Annotated in this window: 22 protein-coding genes and 3 tRNA genes; 18 read left to right on the top strand and 7 right to left on the bottom strand. The window is 58.1% G+C overall.

Features of this window, described 5'->3' with window-relative positions; genetic code table 11:
* Positions 1-28 precede the first annotated feature (28 nt).
* The gene (gene rlmB / locus ACIQUH_RS07250; RefSeq protein WP_400813402.1) at positions 29-916 is read right to left on the bottom strand and encodes a 23S rRNA (guanosine(2251)-2'-O)-methyltransferase RlmB; all 888 of its coding nucleotides are present in this window, start codon (positions 914-916) and stop codon (positions 29-31) included.
* A 209-nt stretch (positions 917-1,125) separates the two neighbouring features.
* On the opposite strand from rlmB, the gene ACIQUH_RS07255 reads away from it, so the two are divergent.
* Positions 1,126-1,210: transfer RNA gene (locus tag ACIQUH_RS07255), tRNA-Tyr, on the top strand.
* 25 nt (positions 1,211-1,235) lie between these two features.
* Positions 1,236-1,309 (top strand) — tRNA-Gly (locus ACIQUH_RS07260).
* Positions 1,310-1,484: 175 nt separating this feature from the next.
* On the opposite strand, the gene ACIQUH_RS07265 is transcribed toward ACIQUH_RS07260, so the two are convergent.
* Together ACIQUH_RS07265 and ACIQUH_RS07270 are read right to left on the bottom strand one after the other, a co-directional pair.
* Entirely contained in the window at positions 1,485-1,679 is a 195-nt protein-coding gene (locus ACIQUH_RS07265) for a hypothetical protein (protein ID WP_400813403.1), read from the bottom strand.
* Positions 1,680-1,810: 131 nt separating this feature from the next.
* Positions 1,811-2,131: a BA14K family protein gene (locus ACIQUH_RS07270; RefSeq protein ID WP_400813404.1), complete on the bottom strand. Its 321-nt coding sequence runs from the start codon at positions 2,129-2,131 to the stop codon at positions 1,811-1,813.
* A gap of 242 nt (positions 2,132-2,373) precedes the next feature.
* On the opposite strand from ACIQUH_RS07270, the gene ACIQUH_RS07275 reads away from it, so the two are divergent.
* The 3 genes from ACIQUH_RS07275 (at position 2,374) to ACIQUH_RS07285 (ending at position 3,814) form a co-directional block, all read left to right on the top strand.
* Entirely contained in the window at positions 2,374-2,823 is a 450-nt protein-coding gene (locus ACIQUH_RS07275; RefSeq protein ID WP_400813405.1) for a hypothetical protein, read from the top strand.
* Between the two features lie 284 nt (positions 2,824-3,107).
* Positions 3,108-3,305 (top strand): hypothetical protein, encoded by a 198-nt coding sequence (locus tag ACIQUH_RS07280; protein WP_400813406.1) that lies wholly within the window; start codon positions 3,108-3,110, stop codon positions 3,303-3,305.
* Positions 3,306-3,445: 140 nt separating this feature from the next.
* Positions 3,446-3,814 (top strand): MliC family protein, encoded by a 369-nt coding sequence (locus ACIQUH_RS07285; RefSeq protein WP_400813407.1) that lies wholly within the window; start codon positions 3,446-3,448, stop codon positions 3,812-3,814.
* A gap of 467 nt (positions 3,815-4,281) precedes the next feature.
* Here the strand turns inward: ACIQUH_RS07285 and ACIQUH_RS07290 are convergent, their stop codons facing one another.
* On the bottom strand, positions 4,282-4,914 hold the full coding sequence (locus tag ACIQUH_RS07290; protein ID WP_400813408.1) for a TerC family protein: 633 nt from the start codon (positions 4,912-4,914) through the stop codon (positions 4,282-4,284).
* Between the two features lie 403 nt (positions 4,915-5,317).
* On the opposite strand from ACIQUH_RS07290, the gene tuf reads away from it, so the two are divergent.
* The 12 genes from tuf to rpoC all read left to right on the top strand — a co-directional run bounded on the left by tuf (position 5,318) and on the right by rpoC (position 20,057).
* Entirely contained in the window at positions 5,318-6,493 is a 1,176-nt protein-coding gene (gene tuf, locus ACIQUH_RS07295; RefSeq protein ID WP_400813409.1) for an elongation factor Tu, read from the top strand.
* A 94-nt stretch (positions 6,494-6,587) separates the two neighbouring features.
* A complete protein-coding gene (locus ACIQUH_RS07300) occupies positions 6,588-7,481 on the top strand; it encodes a hypothetical protein (RefSeq protein WP_400813410.1) in 894 nt (297 codons plus the stop codon).
* Between the two features lie 170 nt (positions 7,482-7,651).
* Positions 7,652-7,727: transfer RNA gene (locus ACIQUH_RS07305), tRNA-Trp, on the top strand.
* A gap of 183 nt (positions 7,728-7,910) precedes the next feature.
* Positions 7,911-8,111, top strand: coding sequence for a preprotein translocase subunit SecE (secE, locus tag ACIQUH_RS07310; protein ID WP_003523719.1), 201 nt, complete (start codon positions 7,911-7,913; stop codon positions 8,109-8,111).
* A gap of 45 nt (positions 8,112-8,156) precedes the next feature.
* Positions 8,157-8,687 (top strand): transcription termination/antitermination protein NusG, encoded by a 531-nt coding sequence (gene nusG / locus ACIQUH_RS07315; RefSeq protein ID WP_003523721.1) that lies wholly within the window; start codon positions 8,157-8,159, stop codon positions 8,685-8,687.
* Positions 8,688-8,831: 144 nt separating this feature from the next.
* Positions 8,832-9,263 carry a 50S ribosomal protein L11 gene (gene rplK, locus ACIQUH_RS07320; RefSeq protein WP_003523723.1) on the top strand — a complete coding sequence of 144 codons (432 nt, stop codon included), beginning with the start codon at positions 8,832-8,834 and terminating at the stop codon, positions 9,261-9,263.
* A gap of 2 nt (positions 9,264-9,265) precedes the next feature.
* A complete protein-coding gene (gene rplA / locus ACIQUH_RS07325; protein WP_003523724.1) occupies positions 9,266-9,961 on the top strand; it encodes a 50S ribosomal protein L1 in 696 nt (231 codons plus the stop codon).
* 355 nt (positions 9,962-10,316) lie between these two features.
* Positions 10,317-10,835 carry a 50S ribosomal protein L10 gene (gene rplJ, locus ACIQUH_RS07330; RefSeq protein WP_004442637.1) on the top strand — a complete coding sequence of 173 codons (519 nt, stop codon included), beginning with the start codon at positions 10,317-10,319 and terminating at the stop codon, positions 10,833-10,835.
* Between the two features lie 59 nt (positions 10,836-10,894).
* Complete coding sequence (gene rplL, locus ACIQUH_RS07335) at positions 10,895-11,272, top strand: 50S ribosomal protein L7/L12 (protein ID WP_400813413.1); 378 nt, start codon at positions 10,895-10,897, stop codon at positions 11,270-11,272.
* 29 nt (positions 11,273-11,301) lie between these two features.
* Positions 11,302-11,469 (top strand): hypothetical protein, encoded by a 168-nt coding sequence (locus ACIQUH_RS07340; RefSeq protein ID WP_162995192.1) that lies wholly within the window; start codon positions 11,302-11,304, stop codon positions 11,467-11,469.
* Between the two features lie 64 nt (positions 11,470-11,533).
* Complete coding sequence (rpoB, locus tag ACIQUH_RS07345; RefSeq protein WP_400813415.1) at positions 11,534-15,670, top strand: DNA-directed RNA polymerase subunit beta; 4,137 nt, start codon at positions 11,534-11,536, stop codon at positions 15,668-15,670.
* A 178-nt stretch (positions 15,671-15,848) separates the two neighbouring features.
* Positions 15,849-20,057 carry a DNA-directed RNA polymerase subunit beta' gene (gene rpoC, locus ACIQUH_RS07350; protein ID WP_400813416.1) on the top strand — a complete coding sequence of 1,403 codons (4,209 nt, stop codon included), beginning with the start codon at positions 15,849-15,851 and terminating at the stop codon, positions 20,055-20,057.
* 169 nt (positions 20,058-20,226) lie between these two features.
* Here rpoC and ACIQUH_RS07355 read toward each other — a convergent pair whose 3' ends face one another.
* The 3 genes from ACIQUH_RS07355 to ACIQUH_RS07365 all read right to left on the bottom strand — a co-directional run bounded on the left by ACIQUH_RS07355 (position 20,227) and on the right by ACIQUH_RS07365 (position 22,066).
* Positions 20,227-21,312, bottom strand: a complete 1,086-nt coding sequence (locus ACIQUH_RS07355) for a helix-turn-helix transcriptional regulator (protein ID WP_400813417.1) — start codon at positions 21,310-21,312, stop codon at positions 20,227-20,229.
* A 98-nt stretch (positions 21,313-21,410) separates the two neighbouring features.
* A complete protein-coding gene (locus ACIQUH_RS07360) occupies positions 21,411-21,761 on the bottom strand; it encodes a VOC family protein (protein WP_400813418.1) in 351 nt (116 codons plus the stop codon).
* 11 nt (positions 21,762-21,772) lie between these two features.
* Complete coding sequence (locus ACIQUH_RS07365; RefSeq protein WP_400813419.1) at positions 21,773-22,066, bottom strand: transcriptional regulator; 294 nt, start codon at positions 22,064-22,066, stop codon at positions 21,773-21,775.
* Between the two features lie 526 nt (positions 22,067-22,592).
* Between ACIQUH_RS07365 and rpsL the strand changes: the two genes are divergently transcribed.
* On the top strand, positions 22,593-22,964 hold the full coding sequence (gene rpsL, locus ACIQUH_RS07370; protein WP_003507760.1) for a 30S ribosomal protein S12: 372 nt from the start codon (positions 22,593-22,595) through the stop codon (positions 22,962-22,964).
* The last annotated feature ends 38 nt before the right edge of the window (positions 22,965-23,002 follow it).

Genomic DNA, 23,002 nt, shown 5'->3' on the forward strand with positions numbered 1-23,002 from the left:
TTTGCCATTTCGCAAGGAAGAGCAAGCGTCAGGACGACGCTTTGCCCAGAAATTGCTGCGTTGCATAAAGGGCGATGGCCGCCGCATTCGAAACGTTGAGCGATTTGATCTCGCCGGGCATATCGAGACGGGCGAGCGCCGAGACGGTTTCGCGGGTCTTCTGACGCAGCCCCTTGCCTTCGGCGCCCAGCACCAGCGCGATTTTTTCGCCGCTGAAGGTCTGTTCGATGGGGGCGGGGCCTTCCGAATCCAGACCGACGGAGAAGAAGCCGAGTTTGTGCAGCTCGCCCAGCGCATCGGCCAGATTGGTGATCTGGATATAGGGAATGAGTTCGAGCGCACCGGAAGCCGATTTCGCCAGCACGCCTGACTCGGTTGGGCTGTGGCGCATGGTGGTGATGACGGCGCCGGCGTTGAAGGCGACCGCCGAACGCATGATGGCGCCGACATTGTGCGGATCGGTGACCTGATCGAGCACGAGGATGAGCGGGCTGTCCTTCAGCGCGCCGAGACGCTTGACCGGCAACGGCCGGGTTTCCAGCATCACGCCCTGGTGGATGGCTTCGGGGCCGAGCACCCTGTCGATATCCTGCGGCGAAACCATCTCCACCGGGAAGGGCTGTGCGTCCGCTTCGCCGATATCGAGACGCGCAAAGGCGTTCTGCGTCACGGAAAGCTTGATGATCTGCCGTTCGGGATTGGCAAGTGCCGCACGCACGGTGTGCAGGCCATAAAGATGCACCTGATCGGGCGCCAGCTGCGGCGGCTTCCAGTCGTCGGCGCCGCGGTTCTTGCGGCGCGGCTGCTGCGGGGTCGGAATTTCGCCGCGCTCGCGCTTGGCGTCGCGCACGGCACGGCGCAGGTTGGCGTAGTGCGTGTCGCGGGTGGATTTGTTGTCGGGATCGTCTTTGCTCATGGCGCCTTATATCTCCGGGAAGAGGCGCGCACCAGCCCCCGTGATAATCCACAGGGCTGCAAAGGGGTTTGAATTTTTTCCCGAAAATTCGTGAAAGGGCGTGTTGACAGAAACGAACGAGGCCGTCATATACGCGCCACAGACGACGCAACGGCGCTTCGCCGCAGCGAAATCTGAAGAGCTTGGTCGCTTGATCCTCGCAGATAACTGGAGGGATGCCCGAGTGGTTAAAGGGGACGGACTGTAAATCCGTTGGCTACGCCTACGTTGGTTCAAATCCAACTCCCTCCACCATTCTGCACGGATCGAAATCGCCACCGCGGGTATAGCTCAATGGTAGAGCAGCAGCCTTCCAAGCTGAATACGCGGGTTCGATTCCCGCTACCCGCTCCAGCTACTCTTTCCATACTTCAATGAAGTCTGTTTAGCGCTGCCTTGTGGCTTTTTGCCTCGACGGAAACATGCGGCCGCCTTTCGGCGTCTTGCAAGCTTTGCAAAGGGCGTTCTCGCCTCAGTGTTTGTCCCGGGTCGGCGTCTTGTCGGGGCCTTGCTTCCCCCAACGCCTCTTTCAGCATGCCTCCAGGGCTGACTGGATCCGCAATTTCTCCGCATCCAGTTCGCTCAGCCTTCCCATATGTGCCGTGATTTCCTCAAAGATCGAGGTGCTATCCGTTTTCGACAGGCGCTCGATTTGACGCAGGGCCGTGATGACCTCGATCAGATCAAGTCGTTCCTGCTCAAGCTTTTCCAGATTCCAAAACATCGCGTTTTCCCCATTTGGCACGCGCTTCAAACGGCGCGCGGGGAAAAAGGTTCAGATCACTAGAATTTAAGGTAAATTTTATCTTGTCGACAATGGCCCGGGCCGGAGACGCAGCCCGGGCCGCAACCGAATCAATAGGGTGAACGGCATTGCGTCCGCGTGCCGGCAGCGGCCATATAGCTGTTGTCGGTGGGATGGTAGGACGTGTAGCGCGCCGCACACCATTTTACGTGGTTGATTTCGGCTTGTGACAGGGCGTAACCGCTCGGTGTGGCCTCTTCGCCTTTGCCTGCCGCAAAGGCCGATGCGGGATAGGCTCGCTGATCTGAATTCTGCGCCTGTGTTTCATAGGCCGGCTGTATAAGGCTCAAGGCATGGGCGGGCACGACAGCAGCGGCAGATATCGCGACGCCAAGAGCGAGCGCGGAGATGGTCTTCGGCATCCTCAACATCGATAAATCCTCGTTATTCGTTCGGTATGCTAACGAAAACTTAGGAAATTCGTTCCGATGAAGGGTTGACGCCACACGAACACGTGATTCTCGTGGCTTGCCGTGGGATACGGTCGAAGTCGCTATATCGGAATGCTCCGGTTCCTTGTGGAGTTGACTTTCCGCCCATACCGCACTGCTCGTTGACAAGCGGAAAATCCGGTCAGATAGTCAGCCCGCAATCATGCAAACGGGAGTCTTCAATGTTGAACAGGGTTGTCATTCTCTCATCCTTTGCGCTGCTGGCATCGGCGGCGTTTGTCTCCCCCGCAGCCGCACTCACCATGAAGGAGTGCAGCGTGAAATATCAGGCGGCGAAAGCCGACGGGTCTGCCAAGGACATCAAGTGGAACGACTATCGCGCCAAGTTCTGCGGCAGCGAGGCGGCCGCCGAGGATGCGGCCGACGACAAGCAGGTCGCGGCCACCACCGAAAAAGAACCCGAAAAAGCGACGATAAAGGCCCCGAAGGGCGTCGCTTTCCCGAGTGCTGTCGATAAGAAATATTCAAGCGAGACGCCCGGAAAGGCTCGCCTGAAAACCTGCGTCGACTCCTATCACAAGAACAAGAATGACGGCACGCTCGGCGATCTGAAATGGATCCAGAAGGGCGGCGGTTACTGGAGCCTGTGCAACACGGCTCTCAAGAGCTGAGACGGGCAGGGGCGGCGGATTGATGACCGCTGTCCCGGCATCGCCGCACTATCCGGAATTGCCTCGGACAAGGCGTGAGCAGATTCGGCTGCGCCCGTTTGTCTCAGTGCCTTTGCCGTCCTCGCCGGCAGACGACATTACTTCTCATCCGCGATCAGGGCCATGATTGCGGATGAGCGTGTTCGATGGTGGGGTTGAACCCGCGGAATGGGACAACCCCGTTTTCGGGCGGGTAAAATCTGCGAATGGCTTGCGATTCAATCTCTTGATAGAAAGAGTTGATCTTGCGGTTTGATCCGCATCCAGCAATTCAACGGCTGCGGCTGTCCTATGACGGCTCGCCGGCAATGTGGGCGGATGACCAGACGATTTCGAAACTATCTCACCGTATTGGCCATATCGCTGTTGATGTGGACGGTGATCCTTGGCGGCGTTTATTGGCTGTTTCGATAGGTTTTGCCACAGCTTGCCGGCCTGAATGAAAGTGGTGAAGGCCTGTGCGCCACCGCCGCATGTTTGCGAGGCCGATATTCCCGAAAATTTGACATGTTAAGAGGCGGCGGCCCCATTTCGGCTTTGCTGGCATGACCTTATGCTTCGGTGAAATCGCGAAAGGGTCATCATGAAAAAATCCGTTGCCGCTATCTGCCTTGCAGTTTTCTCCATGTCGGTCGCTACCGGCGCCATGGCTGAAGATCTGGTGATTCCGCTTCCGAAAGACGCGGCGGTCGAGAAGGTGGAGACCGTCTACCAATGCGCCGCCGACAAGGTGGAGGCGACCTATTTTAATGCCGGCGAGATCAGCCTCGTGCGGCTGGGGCTGGAGGACGGCGTCACCGTTGCTGCAAATGTCATTTCAGGGTCGGGTGCCAAATATCAGGGCGGCATCTATGTCTGGTGGTCGAAGGGTGAAGAGGCGGATCTTTACGATCTGATGGCGGATCCGGAGATGAAGCAGCCGGTTCATTGCGTCGAGGCCAAGAAATCCTGAGTGTCGGAACCCGCAAAGGAGCGGCGGCAGGGCGGTTCCTGAAAACCTTGCCATGCCGCCGGTCAGCGTGGGAGTGCGCGCGCGGCGCGTTCAGCCAAGAACGAGCGACGCAAGAAGCGCCAGCAGGATGAGCGAGCTGGCGACAACGCCGAACCTCATTCTGCGAAGGCGGCGGGTACGACCGCCGCTCCAGTCATAAGCCATTGGCAGCTTTACCTTTCTTTTTATTATTATGACTTATTGACTAGCTCCCTAGGCTTGCCCGTGGCTGACCTCAATTGTCAGAATTTATCGGCGAAAAATCACGATTTCCCTGTCTTCTCCTGATGTTGCAGCAAGTGCTGCGATTGATTCTTCCTGCCCTGCGGCGGTAAACCGGGTGAGGAGACCTTACGGTCACAGGCCACGAAAAAGGCCCGGAAACTGGCGTTTCCGGGCCTTCTGGAGAAGCGTTTCTACTAGTCGTTTCAGCCTAGATACGGCTGGATATGGGGCAGAACCTCGAGCGTGCCGTGGTAGAGCATGTTGAGCGCCACATAGATGATGACCATCAGGCCGAGATAGGAAATCCAGCGATAGCGGTGCAGCAGCTTGGCGACGAAGTTGGCGGCGAGGCCCATGAGCGCAATCGACACGACGAGGCCGATGATCAGCACCGTCACGTGTTCCTGTGCGGCGCCGGCGACGGCAAGAACGTTATCCAGCGACATGGACACATCGGCGATGACGATCTGGGTCGCGGCCTGGAAGAAGGTCTTGTGGCCCTTGGTCAGGTCCGCCTCTTCGTCCGTCACCTCGTCTTCGATCGAGCCTGCGGCCTCGCGCAGTTCAGTCCACATCTTCCAGCACACCCAGGCGAGCAGCAGGCCGCCGAACAATTGCAGGCCGACGATGGCGAGAAGCTGCACGGTGACGGCGGCGAAGCCGATGCGCAGCACCGTGGCGGCGATGATGCCGACAAGGATCGCCTTGCGGCGGAGATGAGCGGGCAGACCGGCGGCGGCAAGGCCGATGACGATGGCATTGTCGCCCGCCAGAACGAGGTCGATTGCAATGACCTGTAAGAATGCCGTGAAACCGGCGGCTGTGAAGATTTCCATGGGATGGTCCTGAAACGGATAAAGAAGTCGCGAGGGAAAGCGACGGATCGAGATATGGAATGGGATGGCGCGTTCGCGCCGGATTCCAGTCGCCCGTCTCCCCCCGGCGATGGAATGTCCTTAAGCCATCATGCCGGTGCAGGTAAAGAAGTTGTGATAGAAATATCTTATTTAGTGATCGGCCATGCAGGAGGAGGGGGATGCCAGGCCAACCACCGCCTCGCCCTTACGAGGGTTTGAATGTCGCAAACCAGATACCATATACAGGCCTCGAGGCACGCTTAAGGCGCGCGCGAAGACGCTTTCACAATTAAGTCTTGCGCATTCGCTTACAAAGCCTTAAACGGCGACACCAAACCGGTTCGCCGGGAAAACTACTTCACGTTCACAGGAAGCAATTCACATGGCAAAGAGCAAGTTTGAGCGCAATAAGCCGCACGTCAACATTGGCACGATCGGTCACGTCGACCACGGCAAGACGTCGTTGACTGCTGCGATCACGAAGTATTTCGGCGAGTTCAAGGCGTATGACCAAATCGACGCTGCTCCTGAAGAGAAGGCTCGTGGTATCACGATTTCGACGGCCCACGTTGAGTATGAGACGCCTGCCCGTCACTACGCACACGTTGACTGCCCCGGCCACGCCGACTACGTGAAGAACATGATCACCGGTGCTGCCCAGATGGACGGCGCGATCCTGGTTTGCTCGGCAGCCGACGGCCCGATGCCGCAGACCCGCGAGCACATCCTGCTTGCCCGTCAGGTTGGCGTTCCGGCGATCGTCGTGTTCCTCAACAAGGTCGACCAGGTCGACGACGCCGAGCTTCTCGAGCTCGTCGAGCTTGAAGTTCGCGAACTTCTGTCGTCCTACGACTTCCCGGGCGACGATATCCCGATCATCAAGGGTTCGGCTCTTGCCGCTCTTGAAGATTCTGACAAGAAGATCGGTGAAGACGCGATCCGCGAGCTGATGGCTGCGGTTGACGCCTACATCCCGACGCCTGAGCGTCCGATCGACCAGCCGTTCCTGATGCCGATCGAAGACGTGTTCTCGATCTCGGGCCGTGGTACGGTTGTGACGGGTCGCGTTGAGCGCGGTATCGTCAAGGTTGGTGAAGAAGTCGAGATCGTCGGCATCCGTCCGACCTCGAAGACGACGGTTACCGGCGTTGAAATGTTCCGCAAGCTGCTCGACCAGGGCCAGGCGGGCGACAACATCGGTGCACTGGTTCGCGGTGTTAACCGTGACGGCGTCGAGCGTGGTCAGATCCTGTGCAAGCCGGGTTCGGTGAAGCCGCACAAGAAGTTCAAGGCAGAAGCCTACATCCTGACGAAGGAAGAAGGCGGCCGTCATACGCCGTTCTTCACGAACTACCGTCCGCAGTTCTACTTCCGCACGACGGACGTAACGGGCATCGTTACGCTTCCGGAAGGCACGGAAATGGTTATGCCTGGCGACAACGTCACCGTTGACGTCGAGCTGATCGTTCCGATCGCGATGGAAGAAAAGCTGCGCTTCGCTATCCGCGAAGGCGGCCGTACCGTCGGCGCCGGCATCGTCGCTTCGATCGTCGAGTAATCTTTTCCCGCAAGGGATTTGAGAAAACCCCGCTGGAACGGCGGGGTTTTTTGTTTTGCGTGGCATAACAAAGGTTATGGCTGCGGTTTGCGAAATGAATATTGCTGTCCAACTCAACCTATGCGATATTTTTTTGGGCGTAGGAGGCAATATGTTTTTTAAGTATAGTATGATTTTATTTAAATCGCTCCTACTCATCCTAGTCGCGATAATTGGGTTTTGGTTTTTGTTTCTGACGACCTATCTGCTGGCGCCGAGCCAGCTGACAGATTCGATATCGGACGAGTTTACCTCTGGCTTGGAGTCGACATATAGCCCTGTGACTCAATTCTTTAAGCGTGTTGCCCGCCGCGAAAAAGAGCCATTCGATCTCACTTTTGGATTTGATTCTAGGTGGGCAGATAACGACATGGCTGTAATGCTTTGGTTCAGTCGTTGCGGGGGAAAGTACGCGGACGATGACACCGCTGCAAAAGTTGTGTCTGCCTTAAACTCCTTGCAAAATCGCGTTCCTCGGGAGCGAAATCAAGCTAAGTATGTTATGGAAAGACTGCAGACTAGGTCCCAGAACTTCTCTGTTGCGATAATTTGCCTTGGGATGTTTACGACAATCTTCGCCGGTCTAAATTCGTCGGAGTATTCTCAGGCGGGTAGGAGGTTTGGTTCCTACATCAAAATATTTGCTATTGTTTTTCCAGCAACGGTCACCGCAGTAACGGCGCTACAATCGCTTGTCGCGGGACAGGACCAGATTGCTAAGCAAGCGCAAATCCATTTCGGGCTCATTATCTTGAGTTCGGAAATCTCGTCGCAGCTCTTAACCATGAATTGCCCTGCAACGGCTAACGAGGCTGCTCCGTTGCTCGCGACATTGAGCGACTGGAACAGGCGTTTAAGCGATATAGTTGCTAGCGCTAGCAGGCCTAGCTCGGAGCAACCTAAGCATGCGTCAAGTGATGAAACGTCAACCGTTGAAGCTGGGAAATAGGTTTCTTTCTTTTTTCAGCGGGGCGCGAGTTTCGAGCCAGTTCTGGACTGGCGATTCGCGGTGGGACGCCGTGAAAAAATAAAAAAACACACTTGCCATTCTTTTCCCTGCACCTTAAAGGAGCCCATACCGAATTGGCCAAGCGATTTCGCGGCCGCTTCAGGTGACTAAGGGGTATAGCTCAGTTGGTAGAGCGGCGGTCTCCAAAACCGCAGGTCGGGGGTTCGAGCCCCTCTGCCCCTGCCACTTTCCATTCGCAAGCGCGGTTTTCGCTGCATGGCAGATGGGGCCGGTTTTCCGGCGAATTTCGCCGAATGTCGATTTCCTCTTGTTAAAAGTGGAATCGGTGTTTATGTAGGGTCAAAACAGACACGCGGTGCGTGGGGCTGATTAGTTCGGCTTTACGCGCCGTAATTGCGTGGGCAGTCAATGGCATCCAAAACCAATCCGTTTACGTTTCTGCAGCAGGTTCGCGCCGAAGCGTCAAAGATCACTTGGCCGTCGCGCCGCGAGACCATGATTTCGACGGCTATGGTGCTGGTGATGGTCATTTTTGCGGCTCTGTTCTTCTTTGCTGCGGACCAGCTCATCGGCTGGCTGCTCAGCCTGGTGCTGAACGTAGGCCGGTAACGGCGCGGTCAAGGGCCCGGTAGAAGGATCGAACGGAGAATAAAAATGGCAGCGCGCTGGTACATCGTTCACGCATATTCGAATTTCGAAAAGAAGGTCGCCGAGTCGATCGAGGAAAAGGCCCGTCAGAAGGGTCTTGATCATCTTTTCGAGAAAATCCTCGTGCCGACCGAAAAGGTGGTCGAGGTGCGTCGCGGCCGCAAGGTCGATAGCGAGCGCAAGTTCTTTCCGGGTTACGTGCTGGTGCGCGCCAACCTGACGGATGAGGCCTATCACCTCATCAAGAACACGCCGAAGGTCACCGGTTTCCTCGGTTCGGACAGCAAGCCTGTTCCGATTCCCGACTATGAAGCCGAGCGTATCCTCGGTCAGGTTCAGGAAGGTGTCGAGCGTCCGAAGTCTTCGGTTTCGTTCGAGATCGGCGAGCAGGTTCGCGTCTCCGACGGTCCGTTCGCGTCGTTCAACGGCGTGGTTCAGGATGTCGACGAAGAGCGTTCGCGCCTGAAGGTGGAAGTTTCGATTTTCGGCCGCGCGACACCGGTCGAGCTGGAATACAATCAGGTCGAAAAGGTCTGATTGGCGGGGTAAAGCCCCAAGCGCGTGGAAGGCTAACTGGCTCTTTAAGCCGGGGCAGGGCGCCGCACCACGCAACCGCAGCCGCCGGAGCGATCCGGCTTAAGAGAAGCCGGGTAACCGGTTTGAATTGAAAGGCAGAGAGATATGGCTAAGAAAGTTGCAGGCCAGCTCAAGTTGCAGGTAAAGGCCGGGGCGGCCAATCCGTCCCCGCCGATCGGTCCGGCACTTGGTCAGCGTGGCATTAACATCATGGAATTCTGCAAGGCGTTCAATGCCGCCACGCAGGAAATGGAAAAGGGTATGCCGATCCCGGTCGTCATCACCTATTACCAGGACAAGTCCTTCACCTTCGTCATGAAGCAGCCGCCGATGACCTACTGGCTGAAGAAGGAAGCTAAGATCACCTCCGGTTCTAAGACGCCTGGCAAGGGCGCCAAGGTCGGCTCCATCACCAAGGCTCAGGTCAAGACGATCGCTGAAGCCAAGATGAAGGATCTGAACGCAGCCGACATCGAAGGCGCAATGGCAATGGTTGAGGGCTCTGCCCGCGCCATGGGCCTGGAAGTGGTAGGTTGATCATGGCCAAGGTAGCAAAGCGCATTCAGAAGATCCGCGAAGGCGTGGATCCCAACAAGCTTTACGTTCTCACCGACGCCATCTCGATGGTCAAGGAACGTGCTGTCGCCAAGTTCGACGAAACCGTTGAAGTTTCGATGAACCTCGGCGTTGACCCGCGCCATGCGGACCAGATGGTTCGTGGCGTTGTCAACCTGCCGAACGGCACCGGCCGTGACGTTCGCGTCGCCGTTTTCGCCCGTGGCGCCAAGGCTGATGAAGCCACGGCTGCCGGCGCTGACGTCGTCGGTGCGGAAGAACTGGTTGAAATCGTTCAGGGCGGCAAGATCGACTTCGATCGTTGCATCGCGACCCCGGACATGATGCCGCTCGTCGGCCGTCTCGGCAAGGTACTCGGCCCGCGTGGCATGATGCCGAACCCGAAGGTCGGAACCGTGACCATGGACGTTGCCGGTGCTGTCAAGGCATCCAAGGGCGGCGCTGTCGAATTCCGCGTCGAAAAGGCCGGTATCGTACACGCTGGCGTTGGCAAGGCTTCGTTCGACGCCAAGGCTCTTGAAGAAAACATCAAGGCTTTCGCCGATGCCGTCATCAAGGCAAAGCCGACCGGTGCCAAGGGCAACTACGTCAAGCGCGTCGCGATTTCCTCGACCATGGGTCCGGGCGTCAAGATCGACCCTTCGTCGGTTACCGCTTAATCAATTCTCGCGCTTCCCAAGGGGAGTGTGAATAAAAGAATTTCCGGCTCCCAGGGAGCCGGAAATTTCCGGGGAAACCCGGAACTCCTGTCCGAGATTGCGGGTGGCTATGTCTTTCGGGGCCTGGCCTTAATCATTTAGCCTGCATGAGACGGGTGAGGCTGGATTTGAGGCATCTGTCGATGCCTGACTGTCCGGTTCGAACCTGGTGTGCCTGTGCCTGAAGCCGTTTGCGGCGACAGAGCGGGGGACAGGATCCTCGAGCGTCGCTCGGGATCTTTGTAAAAAGGTCCCTTGGGGCAAAGGCAAACCCGACGGGTTCACATGTTGTGTTCCCGTCTACTGGAGACAGACAGTGGAAAGAGCGGAAAAACGCGAATTCGTCACGGAGCTGAACGAAGTCTTCAAGGCTTCCGGTTCGGTTGTCGTGGCCCACTATGCTGGTGTCACCGTTGCGCAGATGAACGACTTCCGTTCGAAGATGCGCGCTGCCGGAGGCACCGTCAAGGTCGCGAAGAACCGCCTGGCCAAGATCGCTCTTCAGGGTACGGAGTCGGAAGGGATGACCAATCTCTTCAAGGGACAGACGCTGATTGCATACAGCACTGACCCGATGATCGCTCCGAAAGTCGTCATGGATTTCGCCAAGACCAACGACAAGGTCGTTGTTTTGGGCGGCGCCATGGGCGCAACCACGCTCAACGCCGAAGCAGTCAAGTCGCTTGCGACCCTGCCTTCGCTGGACGAGCTGCGTGCAAAGCTGCTGGGCCTTCTCAATGCCCCGGCAACTCGCGTCGCTACGGTTGTTGCAGCACCGGCAAGCCAGCTTGCCCGCGTGTTCTCGGCTTACGCCAAGAAGGACGAAGCCGCTTAAGGCGGTTTTTCGCTGTAAATATTCAAACTGGTTCGAACTGAACAAAAGGAACTATCAAAATGGCTGATCTCGCAAAGATCGTAGAAGACCTCTCCTCGCTGACCGTTCTGGAAGCTGCAGAACTGTCCAAGCTTCTCGAAGAAAAGTGGGGCGTTTCCGCTGCTGCTCCGGTAGCTGTTGCTGCTGCTGGCGGTGCTGGCGTTGCTGCTGCTGTTGAAGAAGAAAAGACTGAATTCGACGTGATCCTGGTTGACGCTGGCGCCAACAAGATCAACGTCATCAAGGAAGTCCGCGCTATCACGGGCCTCGGCCTCAAGGAAGCCAAGGACCTCGTTGAAGGCGCTCCGAAGGCTGTCAAGGAAGCTGTTTCCAAGGCTGAAGCTGCTGACCTCAAGAAGAAGCTTGAAGACGCCGGCGCTAAGGTCGACGTTAAGTAATCTTGCGATTGCTGGCGGGAAGGGGCTTCATGCCCCTTTCCGTCGTCATCGTTTTAAAACTTATTACCCAAAAGCCGCGTGAAAATGGCTTTTGGGTAATGGGTTCTTCAAGAGAATGGTTCCGAACCGGCTCATCTAGGCAATCCGGCCTGATCGATCCGGGATGTGGAACGAGATTGATGATACCCATTGCTTGACGGGGTCGACTGGCCATCGGTTCCCGTCCGTTGCAGGCCCGGATGCAATTTTAAAGGAGCGACGATGGCTCAGACCCTTTCGTTTAACGGTCGCAGGCGCGTACGCAAGTTTTTCGGCAAAATTCCAGAAGTAGCGGAAATGCCGAACCTCATCGAGGTTCAGAAGGCTTCGTATGACCAGTTTCTCATGGTTGACGAGCCCAAGGGTGGCCGTCCCGACGAGGGATTGAATGCCGTATTCAAATCCGTATTCCCGATCACCGATTTTTCCGGCGCCTCCATGCTCGAATTCGTGTCCTACGAATTCGAAGCGCCGAAGTTCGACGTCGAGGAATGCCGTCAGCGCGATCTGACCTATGCTGCGCCGCTTAAAGTGACGCTGCGCCTCATCGTGTTCGATATCGATGAAGATACGGGCGCGAAGTCCATCAAGGACATCAAGGAACAGTCCGTCTACATGGGCGACATGCCGCTCATGACCAATAACGGCACGTTCATCGTCAACGGCACCGAGCGCGTCATCGTTTCGCAGATGCACCGTTCGCCGGGCGTGTTCTTCGATCACGACAAGGGCAAGAGCCATTCTTCCGGCAAGCTGCTCTTCGCTGCCCGCGTCATCCCCTATCGCGGTTCCTGGCTCGACATCGAGTTCGACGCCAAGGACATCGTCTATGCGCGTATCGACCGTCGCCGCAAGATCCCCGTGACCTCGCTGCTGATGGCGCTTGGCATGGATGGCGAAGACATTCTGTCGACCTTCTACACCAAGGCTTCCTATGAGCGCTCCGGCGACGGCTGGCGCATTCCGTTCCAGCCTGAAACGCTGAAGAACGCCAAGGTCATCACCGACATGATCGACGCCGATACCGGCGAAGTCGTGGTCGAAGGTGGCAAGAAGCTGACCCCGCGCCTGATCCGCCAGCTGACGGAGAAGGGCCTCAAGGCGCTGAAGGCGACCGACGAAGATCTCTACGGCAACTATCTGGCCGAAGACATCGTCAACTACGAGACGGGTGAAATCTATCTCGAGGCCGGCGACGAAATCGACGAGAAGACCCTCGGTCTCATCCTGCAGTCGGGCTTCGACGAGATTCCGGTCCTCAACATCGACCACGTCAATGTTGGCGCCTATATCCGCAACACGCTGTCGGCCGACAAGAACGAAAACCGCCAGGAAGCCCTGTTCGACATCTACCGCGTCATGCGTCCGGGTGAGCCGCCGACCATGGAATCGGCGGAAGCGATGTTCAACTCGCTGTTCTTCGATGCGGAGCGTTACGACCTGTCGGCCGTTGGCCGCGTCAAGATGAACATGCGCCTCGACCTCGATGCGGAAGACACCGTGCGCACGCTGCGCAAGGAAGACATCCTCGCCGTCGTTAAGATGCTGGTCGAACTGCGCGACGGCAAGGGCGAAATCGACGACATCGACAACCTCGGCAACCGCCGTGTCCGTTCTGTCGGCGAACTGATGGAAAACCAGTATCGTCTGGGCCTTCTGCGCATGGAACGTGCGATCAAGGAACGTATGTCCTCGATCGAAATCGACACCGTGATGCCGCAGGACCTGATCAACGCGAAGCCGGCAGCCGCCGCCGTTCGCGAATTCTTCGGTTCCTCGCAGCTGTCGCAGTTCATGGACCAGGTGAATCCGCTTTCGGAAATCACCCACAAGCGCCGTCTTTCGGCTCTTGGACCGGGCGGTCTGACCCGCGAGCGCGCCGGCTTCGAAGTCCGCGACGTTCACCCGACCCATTACGGCCGTATTTGCCCGATCGAAACGCCGGAAGGCCCGAACATCGGTCTGATCAACTCGCTTGCAACCTTCGCCCGCGTCAACAAGTACGGCTTCATCGAAAGCCCGTACCGCAAGATCGTCGACGGCAAGGTCACCAACGACGTGATCTACCTCTCCGCCATGGAAGAGGCGAAATATTACGTCGCGCAGGCCAATGCGCCGCTCAATGAAGACGGTTCGTTCTCGGAAGAGTTCGTCGTCTGCCGTCACTCGGGCGAAGTTATGCTCGCACCGCGTGACAACATCAACCTGATGGACGTTTCGCCGAAGCAGCTCGTTTCGGTCGCAGCGGCTCTCATTCCGTTCCTGGAAAACGACGACGCCAACCGCGCTCTCATGGGCTCGAACATGCAGCGTCAGGCCGTTCCGCTTCTGCGCGCCGAGGCACCGTTCGTCGGTACCGGCATGGAGCCGATCGTTGCCCGTGACTCCGGTGCTGCCATTGCAGCCCGTCGTGGCGGTGTGGTCGATCAGGTGGATGCGACCCGTATCGTTATCCGCGCCACGGAAGACCTCGATGCCGGCAAGTCCGGTGTTGACATCTACCGTCTGCAGAAGTTCCAGCGTTCGAACCAGAACACCTGCGTCAACCAGCGCCCGCTGGTTTCCGTCGGCGACATCATCTCCAAGGGTGATATCATCGCGGATGGTCCGTCGACCGACCTCGGTGACCTGGCGCTTGGTCGTAACGCGCTCGTCGCGTTCATGCCCTGGAACGGCTACAACTACGAAGACTCGATCCTGATGTCGGAACGTATCGTTTCCGACGACGTGTTCACCTCCATTCACATCGAAGAATTCGAGGTGATGGCGCGCGACACGAAGCTTGGTCCGGAAGAAATCACGCGCGACATTCCGAACGTTTCGGAAGAAGCGCTGAAGAACCTCGACGAAGCCGGTATCGTTTACATCGGTGCGGAAGTTCAGCCGGGCGATATCCTCGTCGGCAAGATCACGCCGAAGGGCGAAAGCCCGATGACGCCGGAAGAAAAGCTTCTGCGCGCCATCTTCGGTGAAAAGGCTTCCGACGTTCGCGACACCTCCATGCGCATGCCTCCGGGCACGTTTGGTACGGTTGTCGAAGTCCGCGTCTTCAACCGTCACGGTGTGGAGAAGGACGAGCGCGCGATGGCTATCGAGCGCGAAGAGATCGAGCGCCTGGCGAAGGACCGCGACGACGAGCAGGCAATTCTTGACCGTAACGTCTACGGCCGCCTGATCGACATGCTGCGTGGCCACGTTTCCATCGCCGGTCCGAAGGGCTTCAAGAAGGGCGTCGAGCTTTCCAACGCCGTCGTCTCCGAATATCCCCGCTCGCAGTGGTGGATGTTCGCGGTCGAAGACGAGAAGGCTCAGTCCGAACTCGAAGCGCTTCGCGGTCAGTACGATGAGTCCAAGTCGCGCCTTGAACAGCGCTTCATGGACAAGGTCGAAAAGGTCCAGCGCGGCGATGAAATGCCTCCTGGTGTCATGAAGATGGTCAAGGTCTTCGTTGCCGTTAAGCGCAAGATCCAGCCGGGCGACAAGATGGCCGGCCGTCACGGTAACAAGGGCGTCGTCTCGCGTATCGTTCCGGTCGAGGACATGCCGTTCCTCGAAGACGGCACGCATGTCGACATCTGCTTGAACCCGCTCGGCGTGCCTTCGCGCATGAACGTCGGCCAGATCCTCGAAACCCACCTCGCATGGGCATGCGCAGGCATGGGCAAGAAGATCGGCGAGATGCTCGAAGAGTATCGCAAGACGATGGACATCAGCGAGCTTCGCAGCGAGCTGACGGAAATCTACGCGTCTGAAGCCAATGACGAGGTTCAGCGTTTCGACGACGACTCGCTGGTGAAGCTTGCCGAAGAAGCCAAGCGCGGTGTTTCCATCGCGACCCCGGTCTTCGACGGTGCGCATGAGCCCGACGTCGCCGCGATGCTGAAGAAGGCAGGTCTGCATGAATCCGGTCAGTCCGTCCTTTATGACGGTCGTACCGGTGAGCCGTTCGACCGCAAGGTCACCGTCGGCTACATGTACATGATCAAGCTGAACCACCTTGTCGACGACAAGATCCACGCTCGCTCGATCGGTCCTTACTCGCTCGTTACCCAGCAGCCGCTGGGCGGCAAGGCGCAGTTCGGCGGACAGCGCTTCGGGGAAATGGAAGTCTGGGCTCTGGAAGCATACGGCGCGGCCTACACGCTGCAGGAAATGTTGACCGTCAAGTCGGACGACGTGGCCGGCCGCACCAAGGTCTACGAAGCGATCGTCCGTGGCGACGATACCTTTGAGGCCGGTATTCCGGAGAGCTTCAACGTTCTCGTCAAGGAAATGCGGTCGCTTGGTCTTTCGGTTGAGCTGGAAAACTCGAAGATCGAGAACCAGCCAGAAGACCAGCTGCCCGACGCGGCGGAATAAAAATGAGAGAGGCGGGCGCCTTCCGGGCGCCTGCCGGTTTCCCGTCAGCCCGGCTGGCGTGGGACACTTTCGCCGCATTGTGCGGTTAATCCGTATTTAAAGCTCTGGACGGCGACCCGGGAAGAAACCGGTCCGGATGCAAACAGGGGCAGCAGCTAGCCTCTCAAGGAGACAAGGCATGAACCAAGAGGTCATGAATCTTTTCAATCCTCAGGTGCCTGCGCAGCATTTCGATTCCATCCGGATTTCGATTGCTTCGCCGGAAAAAATCCTGTCGTGGTCCTACGGCGAGATCAAGAAGCCGGAAACCATCAACTACCGTACGTTCAAGCCCGAACGCGACGGCCTTTTCTGCGCGCGCATCTTCGGACCGATCAAGGACTACGAGTGCCTGTGCGGCAAGTACAAGCGCATGAAGTACAAGGGCATCATCTGCGAAAAGTGCGGCGTCGAAGTCACGCTGTCGCGCGTTCGCCGTGAGCGCATGGGCCACATCGAGCTCGCAGCGCCGGTTGCCCACATCTGGTTCCTGAAGTCGCTTCCCTCGCGTATCTCGACCCTGCTCGACATGACGCTGAAGGATGTCGAACGCGTTCTTTATTTCGAGAACTACATCGTCACCGAGCCTGGCCTCACTTCGCTGAAGCAGAACCAGCTTCTGTCTGAAGAAGAGTACATGATCGCCGTCGACGAGTTCGGCGAAGACCAGTTCACCGCCATGATCGGCGCTGAAGCCATCTACGAGATGCTGGCTTCGATGAACCTCGAAAAGATCGCCGGCGACCTGCGTGCCGAACTTGCTGAGACCACGTCTGATCTCAAGCAGAAGAAGCTGATGAAGCGCCTGAAGATCGTCGAGAACTTCATGGAGTCGGGCAACCGTCCTGAATGGATGATCATGAAGGTCGTTCCGGTCATTCCGCCGGATCTGCGTCCGCTGGTTCCGCTGGATGGCGGCCGTTTCGCAACGTCCGACCTTAACGATCTCTATCGCCGCGTCATCAACCGTAACAACCGTCTGAAGCGCCTGATCGAGCTTCGTGCGCCGGGCATCATCATCCGCAACGAAAAGCGTATGTTGCAGGAATCCGTCGATGCGCTGTTCGATAACGGCCGTCGCGGTCGCGTCATCACGGGTGCCAACAAGCGTCCGCTGAAGTCGCTCTCCGACATGCTCAAGGGCAAGCAGGGCCGCTTCCGCCAGAACCTTCTCGGCAAGCGCGTCGACTATTCCGGTCGTTCGGTCATCGTGACCGGTCCGGAACTGAAGCTGCACCAGTGCGGCCTGCCGAAGAAGATGGCGCTCGAACTGTTCAAGCCGTTCATCTACGCCCGCCTCGACGCCAAGGGTTACTCCTCGACCGTCAAGCAGGCCAAGAAGCTGGTTGAAAAAGAGAAGCCGGAAGTCTGGGATATCCTCGACGAGGTCATCCGCGAGCATCCGGTTCTTCTGAACCGCGCACCGACGCTGCACCGTCTGGGTATCCAGGCTTTCGAACCCATGCTGGTCGAAGGCAAGGCCATCCAGCTGCACCCGCTCGTCTGCACGGCCTTCAACGCCGACTTCGACGGTGACCAGATGGCTGTCCACGTGCCGCTTTCGCTGGAAGCCCAGCTGGAAGCACGCGTGCTGATGATGTCGACCAACAACATCCTGCATCCGGCGAACGGTCATCCGATCATCGTTCCGTCGCAGGACATGGTTCTCGGCCTCTATTACCTGTCGATCATGAACCAGAACGAGCCGGGCGAAGGCATGGCGTTCTCGGATATCGGTGAGCTGCATCACGCGCTTGAAAACAAGGTCGTGACGCTGCATGCCAAGATCCGCGGCCGCTTCAAGACCGTGGATGCCGATGGCAAGCCGGTTTCGAAGATCCATGAAACGACCCCTGGCCGTATGCTGATTGGCGAACTTCTGCCGAAGAACGTCAACGTGCCTTTCGACGTCTGCAACCAGGAAATGACCAAGAAGAACATCTCCAAGATGATCGACACGGTCTACCGTCACTGCGGCCAGAAAGACACGGTCATCTTCTGCGACCGCATCATGCAGCTCGGCTTTGCCCATGCCTGCCGCGCCGGCATTTCGTTCGGCAAGGACGACATGGTCATTCCGGACAGCAAGGTGAAGATCGTCGGCGACACCGAAGCTCTCGTGAAGGAATACGAACAGCAGTATAATGATGGTCTCATCACCCAGGGCGAAAAGTACAACAAGGTTGTCGACGCCTGGGGCAAGGCAACCGAAAAGGTCGCCGAAGAGATGATGGCACGCATCAAGGCTGTCGAGTTCGATCCGGAAACGGGCCGCCAGAAGCCGATGAACTCCATCTACATGATGTCCCACTCGGGCGCGCGCGGTTCTCCGAACCAGATGCGTCAGCTGGGCGGCATGCGCGGCCTGATGGCGAAGCCGTCGGGTGAAATCATCGAGACGCCTATCATCTCGAACTTCAAGGAAGGGCTGACCGTTAACGAGTACTTCAACTCGACCCACGGTGCCCGTAAGGGTCTCGCAGATACCGCCTTGAAGACCGCGAACTCGGGTTACCTGACCCGTCGTCTCGTCGACGTCGCGCAGGATTGCATCGTCAACTCCAGGGATTGCGGCACCGACAAGGGCCTCACCATGACCGCCATCGTCGATGCCGGTCAGGTCGTTGCCTCGCTCGGCGCACGTATCCTCGGCCGTACGGCTCTTGACGATATCGACAATCCGGTCACTGGCGAGAACATCGTCAAGGCTGGAACGCTGATCGACGAAGCCGACGTTGCCACCATCGAGAAGGCCGGCATCCAGTCCGTCCGCATCCGCTCGGCGCTTACCTGCGAAGTGCAGATCGGTGTCTGCGGCGTCTGCTACGGTCGTGACCTTGCACGCGGTACGCCTGTCAACATGGGCGAAGCCGTTGGCGTCATCGCCGCACAGTCGATCGGTGAACCGGGCACGCAGCTTACCATGCGTACCTTCCACCTTGGCGGTACGGCGAACGTGGTCGACCAGTCGTTCCTCGAAGCTTCGTATGAAGGCACGATCCAGATCAAGAACCGCAACATCCTGCGGAACTCCGAAGGCGTTCTCATCGCCATGGGCCGTAACATGTCCGTTACGATCCTGGACGAGCGCGGCGCGGAACGTTCCACGCAGCGTGTCGCTTACGGTTCGAAGATCTTCGTGGACGATGGCGACAAGGTTAAGCGCGGTCAGCGTCTTGCAGAGTGGGACCCCTACACCCGTCCGATGATGACGGAAGTGGAAGGTACCGTTCACTTCGAAGACCTGGTCGACGGCCTCTCCGTTCTGGAAGCCACCGACGAATCCACCGGCATCACCAAGCGTCAGGTCATCGACTGGCGTTCGACGCCGCGCGGTTCGGACCTCAAGCCTGCGATCGTCATCAAGGACGCCTCCGGTGCGGTTGCGAAGCTTGCCCGTGGTGGCGAAGCCCGCTTCCAGCTCTCGGTCGACGCCATCCTGTCGGTCGAGCCGGGTGCGAAGGTCTCCCAGGGTGACGTGCTTGCACGTTCGCCGCTGGAAAGCGCCAAGACGAAGGACATCACCGGCGGTCTGCCGCGCGTTGCCGAACTGTTCGAAGCCCGTCGTCCGAAGGATCACGCCATCATCGCAGAGATCGATGGTACGATCCGGCTGGGCCGCGACTACAAGAACAAGCGTCGCGTGATGATCGAGCCTGCGGAAGACGGCGTCGAGCCGGTCGAATACCTGATCCCGAAGGGCAAGCCCTTCCATCTTCAGGAAGGCGACTATATCGAGAAGGGCGAATACATTCTCGACGGCAACCCGGCACCGCACGACATTCTGGCGATCAAGGGCGTGGAGGCTCTGGCTTCCTACCTCGTGAACGAAATCCAGGAAGTCTACCGACTGCAGGGCGTTGTGATCAACGACAAGCACATCGAGGTGATCGTTCGCCAGATGCTGCAGAAGGTCGAGATCACCGATGCTGGTGACAGCCAGTACATCGTCGGCGACAATGTCGATCGTATCGAGATGGAAGACATGAACGACCGTCTGATCGAAGAGGGCAAGAAGCCTGCTTATGGCGAGCCGGTTCTGCTCGGTATCACCAAGGCTTCGTTGCAGACGCCGTCCTTCATCTCGGCCGCATCCTTCCAGGAAACCACCAAGGTTCTCACGGAAGCTGCGATCGCCGGCAAGACGGACACGCTGCAGGGCCTCAAGGAAAACGTCATCGTCGGCCGTCTCATCCCGGCCGGTACCGGCGGCACCATGACGCAGATTCGCCGCATCGCCACCTCGCGCGACGACCTCATTCTCGAGGAACGCCGCAGGGGTACGGGTGCAGGTTCTGCCAATCAGATGCTGCAGGACATGACCGATCAGGCTCCGGCCGCCGAATAAGGTCAGGTAAGGGCAGGGGCTTTGCGAAGCCCCGCCAAAGTTCAATGAAGACGCCCGGAGCAATCCGGGCGTTTTTGTTTGTGCGGGCCCTGGCATGGAGCTGCCTTTCGGCGGCTATCCCCATTTCCCAATCTCTCATTGACGGCGCCCTGAAGCCCGGCGCCGGGGATCAGCCCTGTTCGCGGATGTTGTAGCGCGTCAGAACGGAAAGCCGGCGAACGAGATCGGCCTGACCGGTGCTGCCGGTCTTCGCATAGATCGACTTGGCGTTGCTGCGAACCGTTTCGTGGGAGATCTGCAATTGCTTCGCGACGGCGGGAAGCGAAAGACCCTTCATGATTTCCAGCGCAACGCGGGCTTCGCCTCTGGTGAGGTCGTACAGCCCCTTCAGCAGTGTGCTTGCATCGGCAATGGTGCCCATGGGCTGGGATATCAGCACGATGGCGCTGCCATTCGGCGACAAGTCGAGTGCATTCTTGCGCAGGGGTATGACGTGGAGGATGCAGGCCCCGTCCTCGCTGGTGGGCAGGGGAAACGAGCCGATAGCGTGACCAGCGAGCGCCTTATAGAGAAGCCGGTTCACTCTTTCGTCGGAGATGACGATCCTGTCACGGGCGCGGGTCGAAATGGATTTCTGCAGCGACACAAAAAGGTCGTTGGCGGAGAGAATGCGCCCGCTTGCCTGCAGCACCGCGGCCGGTGCCCCAATGGCGTTGAGGCCGAGCGTCATGGCATCGGCCTTCTGCCGCTGCAGCCGGGTTGCAAGCGTAAGGCTGCGGGCAATATGCGGCCTCAGCCCGCCGAGCGCCGCCATGGTCTCCGGCCCGATGACGCCACTCTCCAGCTTGCGCTCGAAAAGCACCGTCATTTCCGGATGATCAGGCGGTGCAACCTGGGTGGCTGCCCCATATCCCAATCCGCGCGGCACGAGGAAGTCACGCACGATCGGCAGCCCGGCCCATTCATCATGGGTGAAGACGTCGAAATCCTGCACGAAGGAAAATTGTCCCTCGCGGATCGCGCGGGTGAGGCGATCGTTGCGGTGATTCCAGCCGCCCTCCATGAAGGCCTGCATCAGTTCCTGGAAATTGGGCGTATAAAGCCAGGCTTCCTCCTCACCCTTTCCCCAGGTGAGGGCGCCACCCCAGAAATCCAACCGGTGGCCGATGGCGGCAATCACCTTCGCCCAACGATCGGGGAAAAGCGCTGCCTCATAAATGTCATCAATAATGTCTGCCGACGATATAGTATTCAACCCGTCACCGGAATCTCGTGTCGGGACGATGTAAACATCATATCACGGTATTGTTCAACGTATAATCAAATAATACTACTGTATTAAAAGTATATAATCTATAAGTGACTTAATATATTGATCAATTTACCAAAGGGATCGCGCAGAAAGAGCCGGCGCACGCCCCACGTCTCGCTAACGGGGCCATATTCGATCGGCAGGCCCGCCTTCAGGATTTTGGCATGGACTTCATCGAAATCATCGACCTCGATCGAAAGGTCCGGCACAGCAGTGCCGGAGCCGCCTTCGCGTGCGAAGCTGACCTGAGCGCGCGCTTCGAGCGGGCTGGCATGGGTGACGATCCAGCCGTGATCCATCGCGACGGGCATGCCGAGAATATCGCCATAGAACGCCTGCGCCCGTGCGGGCTCGGGCGTTGCTATATTGGCGACGACACGTCTGACCGTCATATGTCTGCCCCTCAGGCGAAGCGGATGATGGCGACTTCGCCTTCGAGTGCGCCCTGATAGGCGGAAGCGTGCGGCTCCTCGTCCGGAACCTCCGTCAGCATGCCGATCTGGTCGAGGTCGGCTTCGATGAAACCTTCCTCGGAAAGTGCGTTCAGCGTCTCGCGCACGGCGGTGTCGTCATCCGGCGCCCGCAGGATGACGTGAATGTCGATGCCCTCGGAGTTGTCGGTCTCGTAAGCCTTGCCGATGACGATGAAGACCATCGGCTCGTCGCGTCCATTATCGTTGTCGGGGAGGTTGCTCATGACGCGGTTCCTTGATCTTTCGTTGCTGTCATGCGGGCCGATGGAATCGGTCCCGCGGGGGCGAAACCGATCCGGCCCGCCCTGAGGGAATCAATAGACGGATTTTGTGAAAAGCCAAAGCGTCGAGGTCAAAATCGCTGCCTTCTGCGCCGACTTATGTTAAAGCGCGTTGGAAATGGCTCGGACGCGGGCTTTGCGGCCAGGGGCGGCGGCGCAAAATGTGGATTCACCCTTGACGAAAGCTGGCTAAAACAGTAGTACGCCCGCCATCGGAGCCTCTGTGGGTGCTGGCCGTTCGGAAAGCTTTTTCCCGAACATCATCTCAAACGGGTCTCCATTGCACGTAGAAGACACGAATGTTGCACGCAAGACGCCTCATCCGGTGTCCTCTGCTCTTGGTGGTCCATCCGTGAAAACGGATCGGGCCACGTTTTGCGCATGAGGATATATGCGTGCATCGTCGCCGGCAACGGCATAGCCGCCACCCGTGAGGGTGGCTAAAGTAGTTTTTGCAAGGGATGGTTATATGCCTACCGTAAACCAGCTGATCCGCAAGCCTCGCCAGGCACAGGTAAAGCGCAACAAGGTTCCTGCTCTTCAGGAAAACCCGCAGAAGCGTGGTGTTTGCACCCGCGTTTATACGACGACCCCGAAGAAGCCGAACTCGGCTCTGCGTAAGGTTGCCAAGATCCGCCTCACCAACGGCTTCGAAGTCATCGGCTACATTCCGGGCGAAGGTCACAACCTTCAGGAACACTCCGTGGTCATGATCCGCGGCGGCCGCGTAAAGGACTTGCCGGGCGTTCGTTATCACATCATCCGCGGTGTTCTCGATACCCAGGGCGTCAAGAACCGCAAGCAGCGCCGCTCCAAGTACGGTGCGAAGCGTCCGAAGTAATTCGGTTTAACAAATTCCGGCGCTGCGCGAGGTTCTCC

This window comes from Agrobacterium sp. NPDC090283 (genome assembly GCF_044769685.1).
In the GTDB taxonomy this organism is placed as follows: domain Bacteria; phylum Pseudomonadota; class Alphaproteobacteria; order Rhizobiales; family Rhizobiaceae; genus Agrobacterium.

Excerpts from the sequence above, each read along its gene's own strand:
- ACIQUH_RS07365 (WP_400813419.1), bottom strand. The coding sequence starts at position 22,066 with ATGAGCAACCTCCCCGACAACGATAATGGACGCGACGAGCCGATGGTC.
- ACIQUH_RS07270 (WP_400813404.1), bottom strand. The coding sequence starts at position 2,131 with ATGTTGAGGATGCCGAAGACCATCTCCGCGCTCGCTCTTGGCGTCGCG.
- rplL (WP_400813413.1), top strand. The coding sequence starts at position 10,895 with ATGGCTGATCTCGCAAAGATCGTAGAAGACCTCTCCTCGCTGACCGTT.
- ACIQUH_RS07265 (WP_400813403.1), bottom strand. The coding sequence starts at position 1,679 with ATGTTTTGGAATCTGGAAAAGCTTGAGCAGGAACGACTTGATCTGATC.
- ACIQUH_RS07290 (WP_400813408.1), bottom strand. The coding sequence starts at position 4,914 with ATGGAAATCTTCACAGCCGCCGGTTTCACGGCATTCTTACAGGTCATT.
- rplA (WP_003523724.1), top strand. The coding sequence starts at position 9,266 with ATGGCCAAGGTAGCAAAGCGCATTCAGAAGATCCGCGAAGGCGTGGAT.
- secE (WP_003523719.1), top strand. The coding sequence starts at position 7,911 with ATGGCATCCAAAACCAATCCGTTTACGTTTCTGCAGCAGGTTCGCGCC.
- ACIQUH_RS07275 (WP_400813405.1), top strand. The coding sequence starts at position 2,374 with ATGTTGAACAGGGTTGTCATTCTCTCATCCTTTGCGCTGCTGGCATCG.
- rpsL (WP_003507760.1), top strand. The coding sequence starts at position 22,593 with ATGCCTACCGTAAACCAGCTGATCCGCAAGCCTCGCCAGGCACAGGTA.
- rplK (WP_003523723.1), top strand. The coding sequence starts at position 8,832 with ATGGCTAAGAAAGTTGCAGGCCAGCTCAAGTTGCAGGTAAAGGCCGGG.
- rlmB (WP_400813402.1), bottom strand. The coding sequence starts at position 916 with ATGAGCAAAGACGATCCCGACAACAAATCCACCCGCGACACGCACTAC.
- ACIQUH_RS07300 (WP_400813410.1), top strand. The coding sequence starts at position 6,588 with ATGAATATTGCTGTCCAACTCAACCTATGCGATATTTTTTTGGGCGTA.
- ACIQUH_RS07360 (WP_400813418.1), bottom strand. The coding sequence starts at position 21,761 with ATGACGGTCAGACGTGTCGTCGCCAATATAGCAACGCCCGAGCCCGCA.
- rpoC (WP_400813416.1), top strand. The coding sequence starts at position 15,849 with ATGAACCAAGAGGTCATGAATCTTTTCAATCCTCAGGTGCCTGCGCAG.
- nusG (WP_003523721.1), top strand. The coding sequence starts at position 8,157 with ATGGCAGCGCGCTGGTACATCGTTCACGCATATTCGAATTTCGAAAAG.
- ACIQUH_RS07285 (WP_400813407.1), top strand. The coding sequence starts at position 3,446 with ATGAAAAAATCCGTTGCCGCTATCTGCCTTGCAGTTTTCTCCATGTCG.
- rpoB (WP_400813415.1), top strand. The coding sequence starts at position 11,534 with ATGGCTCAGACCCTTTCGTTTAACGGTCGCAGGCGCGTACGCAAGTTT.
- ACIQUH_RS07340 (WP_162995192.1), top strand. The coding sequence starts at position 11,302 with ATGCCCCTTTCCGTCGTCATCGTTTTAAAACTTATTACCCAAAAGCCG.
- tuf (WP_400813409.1), top strand. The coding sequence starts at position 5,318 with ATGGCAAAGAGCAAGTTTGAGCGCAATAAGCCGCACGTCAACATTGGC.